The organism is Bacillus sp. FSL W8-0640, from assembly GCF_038007725.1.
Lineage (GTDB): Bacteria > Bacillota > Bacilli > Bacillales > Bacillaceae_G > Bacillus_A > Bacillus_A cereus.
Genome location: NZ_JBBOXT010000001.1, coordinates 234,564 through 242,500, shown reverse-complemented (window position 1 = coordinate 242,500; position 7,937 = coordinate 234,564). Strand labels below are relative to the sequence as shown.

Sequence of the window (7,937 nt, the reverse complement as noted above, 5' to 3'; positions counted from 1 at the left end):
TCCCTTCTTATACATATATTAAATAGTACATATACCCATCCTCATGTAAGAAACGTGGTTTCTAAAAACAAAACATGAATAGAAATCCACTCACCAACCTCTCATCAATAGCATTTTAGATTTTTGAGAGCAGGATTAAACAAGGAGGGATTCCTATGCCTACGTGGCTAAAAAAACAAATGCAACGTGCATATTTCGAAAAAAACCGGTATCAAATTAAATTATTAAATGAATGCTGGTTTTATTATAGCAAAATACATCAAAGCTCATAATCCATTACACTTTTTATTCCATAAAAAAAGAGCAGTTTCGTCTGCTCTCTTCTCTTACTATTCAATCGGCAACATAGATAGTGCAACGCGTCCTTTTTTTGTATCAATATCATCTACCCATACTTTTACAATTTGCCCTACTGATACAACATCTAACGGATGCTTTACAAACTGTTTGCTAAGTTTAGAAATATGTACTAAACCATCTTGCTTTACGCCAACATCAACAAAAGCACCAAAATCAACAACGTTACGAACTGTTCCTTCTAGTTCCATACCACGTTTTAAATCTTCTAATTTCAAAATCCCTTTTTTCAGAAGTGGTTTAGGCAACTCATCCCTCATATCTCTTTCTGGACTAATAAGCGCATCTATAATATCAACTAACGTCGGCTCCCCAACTCCTGTTTCTTGAGATAACTTAGAAATCTCTACTTCTTCCAATCTCTTTTGTAATTGCGGTTGTCCTACGTCATCTATCGATAACCCTAGACTCTTCAATAACAATTCAACATTTTTATATTGCTCTGGATGAATACCTGTTCGATCTAATGGATTCGCTCCTTCTAGTATACGTAAGAAACCTATACATTGTTCATACGTCTTTGCACCTAAACGCGGGATTTTCTTTAATTCCGTGCGCTTCGTGAATTTCCCATCTTCTTCTCTCTTTGCCACAATATTTTTCGCAACAGTTTTCGATAAACCTGAAACATATTGTAACAATGCAACCGAAGCCGTATTTACATTAACCCCAACTTGGTTAACAGCTGTTTCTACTACAAATGTTAATGACTCATTCAGTCTCTTTTGAGATACATCATGTTGGTATTGTCCAACCCCAACTGATTTAGGATCAATTTTCACAAGTTCAGCAAGTGGATCTTGCAGACGTCTTCCAATAGAAACGGCACTTCTCTCTTCAACTTGTAAATTCGGGAATTCCTCACGAGCTAAATCAGAAGCTGAATATACACTAGCACCCGCTTCATTTACAATAATATAAAAGACATCTCGGTTCACACTTTGTAATACATCTACTATAAACTCTTCTGTTTCTCTAGATGCTGTCCCATTACCAATTGCAATCATTTCAACTTGATATTTATCTATAATAGAAAGAACTTTCGTTTTTGCATCATCATATTTACGAACAGGTGGATGCGGATAAATAACATCGATATGTAGTACTTTCCCCGTATCATCTACTACAGACAATTTACAACCAGTTCTATATGCCGGATCTACCGCTAGCACGACTTTCCCTTTCATCGGAGGTTGTAATAATAAGTTACGTAAGTTCTCAGAGAAAATATGTATCGCTTGTTCTTCAGCTGTTTCTGTTAATTCTTTACGAATTTCTCTTTCGATTGAAGATTGAATTAATCGTTTATAACCATCTTCAATCGCTAATTGTACATAATGTGCACTTTTCGAATCGTTATCACGAATTACTTTCTTATTTAAAAAAGTTACTATCTCATCTACTGGCGGAACAACAGCAACTCTCAATATATCTTCTTTCTCGCCACGATTCATTGCTAATACACGATGTGGCACTACTTTTTGCAATGGTTCTTCATAACTGTAATACATTTCATATATATTCTTTTCATCTTTTTTTTCATCTTTCACGGACGAAGACATAACACCTTTTCTAAAAGTAACATTTCGAATCCAACTACGATACGCAGCTTCATCTGAAACCATTTCTGCAATAATGTCTTGTGCACCTTGTAAAGCTTCTTCTGCAGATTGCACTTCTTTCTCTACATTAATAAATTCCACTGCCTTTTTAGCCGGATCTTCTTTCTTATATAACAATAACCATTCAGCTAATGGTTCTAATCCTTTTTCTTTAGCAATTGTCGCTTTCGTTCTTCTTTTCTCTTTATATGGACGATATAGATCTTCTACTTCTTGCAACTTTGTAGCTTTAACAATTTGCTGTCGTAGCTCTTCTGTCAGTTTCCCCTTCTCATCAATAAGACGAAGAACTTCTTCCTTCCTATCTTCAAGTTGCATCATATATTGCCATCTCTCTAAAATCGTACGAATTTGCACCTCATCTAAAGAGCCTGTCCATTCTTTTCGGTAACGAGCAATAAATGGAACTGTGTTACCTTCTTCTGTTAATTGAATAACATGACGAACTTGCTTTTCGGTAAAGCCTAATTCTTTCACTAACATTTTCATTAACGCTTGTCGATTATCTACCATTTCCATATACAACCGTAACCTCCTCTATAATAAAAAAAGTTGCCCTTCAAAGAGAGCAACTTAAACTGCCGATTTAAAAATCTATTAGTCCTAAACTAATTTGTAACGCTTCATCTACACGACTCATCATCACTTCATCCAAATGAGTGATTTTGTCCGTTAAGCGTTGCTTATCGATTGTTCGAATCTGCTCAAGTAAAATAACAGAATCTCTCTCAAAACCATACTTTTTCGCATCAATTTCCACATGAGTGGGTAATTTCGCTTTTTGAATCTGTGCAGTAATAGCCGCTACAATCACCGTTGGACTAAAACGATTTCCGATGTCATTTTGAATGACAAGAACCGGACGAACGCCTCCTTGCTCAGAACCAACAACTGGGGAAAGGTCTGCAAAATACACGTCGCCGCGTTTTACAATCAAAATATTACCCCCCGCTAACTAAGCGTTCTACTGTATGAGCTGCTTCATACTCTGCTAAGAAAGCTTCAGATGCAATACCAAGATTAATTTTTCCCATTTCAATGTACCCACGTCGCATTGATTCATGTTGGTAGCGTTTCTTCGTCTTATGTTGACGCAATAACAATTGTGTTGCCTGGCAAATTAGTTCATGGCGATTCTTATTCTCTTGTTTTCCAATTCCGTCCAATTCCGTTACCATTTGCTTTGGCAACCGAACCACGATTTCAGTAGTTACACTTGATTCGGACACAAAAATACACCTCCACCGTCAACTACACACCCAAATATATATATGACACCTATTGTAATAATACCATTGTATGGAGCCTGTTGCAAAGACTTCCTTATTCCTTGCTTATGTTTTCCAATTCACAAACAAAACATTCATCTTCTTAAATTTTTTATCTCATAACTAACTAAAAACAATAGAACTCCTCTTCAAAACTTACGTGCAACTTATATAAAAAATGATTATAAGTAAAAAGCTTCTCATCAAAAAGAGCTTATTATCCAGCAATGAACAGTCACTCCAATGACAAGAAGCAATCATACTACCTTCTATATATTGTTCAAGTAATTAATTATCTCTACAACCTTACCATTCCGTATAAATATTCTTGGCACACGGAAACTGATCGTTGCAATAATTTCATAATTAATAGTCCCTGAGTATTCCGCAACCTCTGTAGCGCTAATATACTCATCTCCTTGCCTTCCAATAAGCGTAACTTTCGTACCAAGTGGCACTTCACAAGGAAGATGAATCATGAACTGATCCATTGTTACTCGCCCTACAATCGGTACCCTTTTACCATTTATAAGCACTTCAAATCCTTGTAACCTTCTAAGCCACCCATCTGCATAGCCAATCGCTACAGTCGCAATCCATTCTTCAGTTTTCGTTCGATAGGTGACGTTATAACTAATTCCATCACCTTTAATTACCTGTTTAATATGAGCAACTTTCGTATGAAGTGATAGCGCCGGTTCTAATTCAAATGGTAAAAAAGGACGTATTTCTACAGAAGGAGATAATCCATACATTGCAATCCCAATTCGCACTGCATTAAATGTAATCCCTTGAAAACGTAACGTCGCAGCACTATTAGCTGTATGAACAAACTTAGGATCCACTCCGAATTCTTTCAACCAACTTAACTGCTCCAAGAACGTGTTATATTGCTTATCAAAATACGAAGTCTCAACCTCATCTGCCGTTGCAAAATGCGTGTATACTCCTTCTAACTCTAAAAACGGTGCACCCTCTAAACTCTTTAAAAATTCTTTTAGCTCTTTTCTTTCACGTATTCCAATTCTCCCCATACCACTATCAAAGTTAATATGGAATTTCATTACAGATGAACCATCCCAAAGTTTAATTGCTTCTTCCACCCATTCTTTTTGAAAAACAGTTAGCGCTACATCATTTTCAGCAGCTACATTTACATCACGCGGCGGCGAGGGACCTAACACTAAAATCGGTTCAGTAATACCAGCCCTCCGAAGCACTAAAGCTTCATCTAAAAAAGCAACAGCTAACCTTGTTGCACCTGCTTCTAATGCCGTTTTAGCCACCGGTACATAATCGTGCCCATATGCGTTTGCTTTAACTACAGCAAAAATCTCTACATTACTTGGGATGAACTCTTTAATATGTGTAACGTTGTTATAAATGGCATCTAAATCCACTTCCACCCAAGTGTCACGGTAAAATGGTGCTTCTTCCATAAATACACTTCCTTATACACGATATGCGAAGCTTATTCTTTTATATGCTTCTTTTATGAAATCCACCTTCAAACTAAGAAAAGACGTGGTGCACATATATCACCACGTCTAAGAAGTTTACTTCACCTGCTTCGCTGTAACTGAACGAGCAACCATTAACAGCTCCTTCGGCTCTAAACCTTTAGACACGAGCATATATTCTACTCCGTTATGCGACCACGTTACAGAGTCTTTCGTCAATGCACCAATCGTAAACCCAAGATCAACTGGTTCTCCACTTACACTTACCGCTGATGATGCCTCTGCAACTTTTGCCTTTTCTTGTATTAAAGTAAAGGATTTCTTATTTCCAGTGTATGTGAGTATCGCACGCTTGCCACTGTCTGTCTTCAACTCTTTTTCATCTTTCAGAGTCATACCTTGTGGTGTATCAAGTGGATACAAAATAGCAAACGGTTTGTCTTCTTTCGCTGTTGTTTGAACATCTACCTGTGCTCTAGACATATTTTGTTTCGTATCAAATGCACCTTTATCAAATTTCGCATCGAATTTCACTTTAGAGAAATCCACTTTCACAAGAACATTTTGATCATTATCCATTAACTTCACTGAAACTGGAGTCAAGTCGCTCTTATTCAATGTAATCTCTTGTCTCGGCAACATATTTTGATGTTGATAGTTTGTTTTTGTTTTAAAAATATAATACTTATCTGTTTTCTCAAAAGTAAGGTTTTTCTTGTCCTGCAAAATATCTCTTACAAGTGATTCATATAAATAAGCCTGGCTACTATTTTGCGGCCAATCACTTTGAAAACGGAAGCTCTTATTAAGTGCTGGCGTTAATACAAATACACCTTCTTCATTTCTCAAAATAATTTGGCTCTGATCTTTTTTTGCATTTTTTAAATTCACACGATAAAAAGACGGTTCCTTATGCCAAATCTCTACGTTATATTCTTGAGGCTCATTGCCTGTTTTAATAGATAATTTTGCCTCAGCTTGATAACTTTTCATCCCTTTTACTTTTGATTCTAAATCTCTCACGACATCATCTTGCTTCTTTTCCATACAACCCGCCAACACAAAAACGGTCAACAAACCGACAAGAACTAAAAACAGACGCCTTTTCATCAATTCAGCCCCTTTGCCCCTATAAATGAATGGAAGATGTACCTTCCTTATCGCTACCTCAAATATATGAGACAAAGATATAAAATATGCAGACTAGCGTGACGAGCTTTCTAAAACAACTTGAGCAACAGCAAATTCCTTACTATGACTAATTGATAAATGAACAATATACTCTGTACTTGTAATCAGAATTGGCTTACCTCTTTCATCATTTTTCACTTCAATATCTAAAAAACTCACTTCTTTTCCGATACCAGTACCTACAGCTTTTGAATACGCCTCTTTCGCTGCAAACCTTCCAGCTACAAACTCTGTAAGACGACTTCCTTTCAGCTCCATAGCAACATTACGTTCATTTTCCGTTAAAATACGTTCCATAAATTTAAGCTTTCCATCTAGCATTTTTTCAATACGATTTAATTCAATAATATCGATACCAATCCCTATAATCATTTCGAAATCCCCTTCTTCTATTTAACTTTCTTCTTTCATATTGATAAGAATAACAGAGAATCTTTCTGATGCAAAAGGGGTGAAAGTAACCGTATGCTAATAAGATCCACTCATATTTCTTTACAACCGACTATTCTTACCTTACTTCTTATTCATTTAGTCATGATGATATTAGGCGACTTTTTTCTCTTACCACTGGCAGCCTCTAATGAATATATCGCTAAAGGAGAATGGTGGCGTGTCATAACTTCTCTTCTCGTACACGTAGACTTACAACATTTTCTTTCTAATAGTATTTTTTTGTTCGCTCTTGGTTCTTCTATCGAAAAGCAACTCGGACACTTTTCTTTTTTTATTCTATTTTTTCTCTCTGGAATTTCTGGAAATATTTCTTCTTATATTATTATGCCGCTTGAATATATTCACGCAGGTGCATCAGGTGGTATTTTCGGACTATTAGGTGCACAGTTATTTTTATTGTACAATCGATACCGCTCTTCAAAACCAAAAGAAATTGCCATTTTCTCAATTATGATTCTTCTATTACTACTATTTACTTTCTTTAACCCTTCTGCCAATCCGATCAGTCATTTAACAGGTTTAATAACCGGTGGCATTTTAACCCCTTTTTTAACCAAAAAAAACGATGGTGCAAAGCTTATTTAATATAAAAGCTTGCACCATCGATAATTTCTACATCTACTTGTTCACTTAAATCTCTCATTAATTGAAATAAAGACTCATCCTTCATCTTCGCCTCAATCATACAATCAATTTGCGGAACACTTCCCTTTATCCTTCTTAAAAAAGATAAAAATGCCTCTACATTAATATAATCTGCATGAGCTCTTGGATCTTTTCCCTCTCTAGGGCTAGAGATATGCATTTTAACCGGCAACAAAGACGTTTCCCACGTATGAACGACACGTGCCCAATCTTCATACCAATCTTCTTGCTCATTATTCATCATATGGTGATGCAAGTCAAATACGACGGGAATATCTAATTTTTCTCCTAAATATAATGTTTCCTCTAACGTAAAGGTTGTATCATCATTTTCTAATATAATCATTTCTTGAATACCCCTTGGGACATTAGACCAATTCTCTATAAAGCGCTCTAATGCAAGTTCTTTATCTTTATATCCTCCTCCGACATGCAGTACACATCGTTGCTTATGTTCAATCCCCATGCCTTTTAATAATTTTTTGTGCATCTGCAATGTTTTTACAGATTGTTTAAAAACACTCTCCTCAGGTGAATTTAGTACAACAAAATGATCTGGATGGAAATCAATTCTCATATTCATATGAACTGCATATTCACCTAGTTTTTTTAAATTTTCTTTTAAAGGACGAATATAGTTCCACTCTAGCAATTCCTCATGATTCGCTAAAGGAATGAGCTTTGAACTGAGCCGAAAGAAAGATATGTCATGCCCTTTATTATGCTTTAATAAACGTAAACAATTTTCTAAATTGGAATTAGCAATTCTTTCAAGTTTACGAATTGCAGCAGCACGATCATCTAATTTCTGAAACTGTGCATACGTCATCGTTTGAGATGGAGATGCATTCTTCAAATGTACACTCATCGCAACGTAACCAAGCCTTACAAGCATATAACAGCCCCTTTTCTATCATAACTATTATGTAGTATGCACAATT

General features: G+C 36.0%; 9 protein-coding genes. 2 read left to right on the top strand and 7 right to left on the bottom strand.

Annotation, left to right across the window (positions count from 1 at the left end):
* The first annotated feature begins 155 nt into the window (after positions 1 to 155).
* A complete protein-coding gene (gene cmpA / locus N2V80_RS01365; RefSeq protein WP_001143642.1) occupies positions 156 to 272 on the top strand; it encodes a cortex morphogenetic protein CmpA in 117 nt (38 codons plus the stop codon).
* Between the two features lie 57 nt (positions 273 to 329).
* On the opposite strand, the gene N2V80_RS01360 is transcribed toward cmpA, so the two are convergent.
* The 6 genes from N2V80_RS01360 to acpS all read right to left on the bottom strand — a co-directional run bounded on the left by N2V80_RS01360 (position 330) and on the right by acpS (position 6,270).
* Positions 330 to 2,498 (bottom strand): Tex family protein, encoded by a 2,169-nt coding sequence (locus N2V80_RS01360; RefSeq protein WP_061655755.1) that lies wholly within the window; start codon positions 2,496 to 2,498, stop codon positions 330 to 332.
* A 67-nt stretch (positions 2,499 to 2,565) separates the two neighbouring features.
* Positions 2,566 to 2,916, bottom strand: coding sequence for a type II toxin-antitoxin system endoribonuclease NdoA (gene ndoA, locus N2V80_RS01355; protein WP_000635965.1), 351 nt, complete (start codon positions 2,914 to 2,916; stop codon positions 2,566 to 2,568).
* Positions 2,917 to 2,920: 4 nt separating this feature from the next.
* Positions 2,921 to 3,208: an antitoxin EndoAI gene (locus tag N2V80_RS01350; protein WP_000004570.1), complete on the bottom strand. Its 288-nt coding sequence runs from the start codon at positions 3,206 to 3,208 to the stop codon at positions 2,921 to 2,923.
* A 308-nt stretch (positions 3,209 to 3,516) separates the two neighbouring features.
* The gene (gene alr, locus N2V80_RS01345; RefSeq protein ID WP_000390617.1) at positions 3,517 to 4,686 is read right to left on the bottom strand and encodes an alanine racemase; all 1,170 of its coding nucleotides are present in this window, start codon (positions 4,684 to 4,686) and stop codon (positions 3,517 to 3,519) included.
* Positions 4,687 to 4,803: 117 nt separating this feature from the next.
* The gene (locus N2V80_RS01340; protein WP_002060618.1) at positions 4,804 to 5,754 is read right to left on the bottom strand and encodes a LolA family protein; all 951 of its coding nucleotides are present in this window, start codon (positions 5,752 to 5,754) and stop codon (positions 4,804 to 4,806) included.
* A gap of 156 nt (positions 5,755 to 5,910) precedes the next feature.
* Positions 5,911 to 6,270, bottom strand: a complete 360-nt coding sequence (gene acpS, locus N2V80_RS01335) for a holo-ACP synthase (protein ID WP_000583417.1) — start codon at positions 6,268 to 6,270, stop codon at positions 5,911 to 5,913.
* 93 nt (positions 6,271 to 6,363) lie between these two features.
* Between acpS and N2V80_RS01330 the strand changes: the two genes are divergently transcribed.
* Complete coding sequence (locus N2V80_RS01330; protein WP_000908523.1) at positions 6,364 to 6,936, top strand: rhomboid family intramembrane serine protease; 573 nt, start codon at positions 6,364 to 6,366, stop codon at positions 6,934 to 6,936.
* On the opposite strand, the gene uvsE is transcribed toward N2V80_RS01330, so the two are convergent.
* Positions 6,929 to 7,891: a UV DNA damage repair endonuclease UvsE gene (gene uvsE / locus N2V80_RS01325; RefSeq protein WP_000961161.1), complete on the bottom strand. Its 963-nt coding sequence runs from the start codon at positions 7,889 to 7,891 to the stop codon at positions 6,929 to 6,931. The genes N2V80_RS01330 and uvsE overlap by 8 nt on opposite strands.
* Positions 7,892 to 7,937 lie beyond the last annotated feature (46 nt).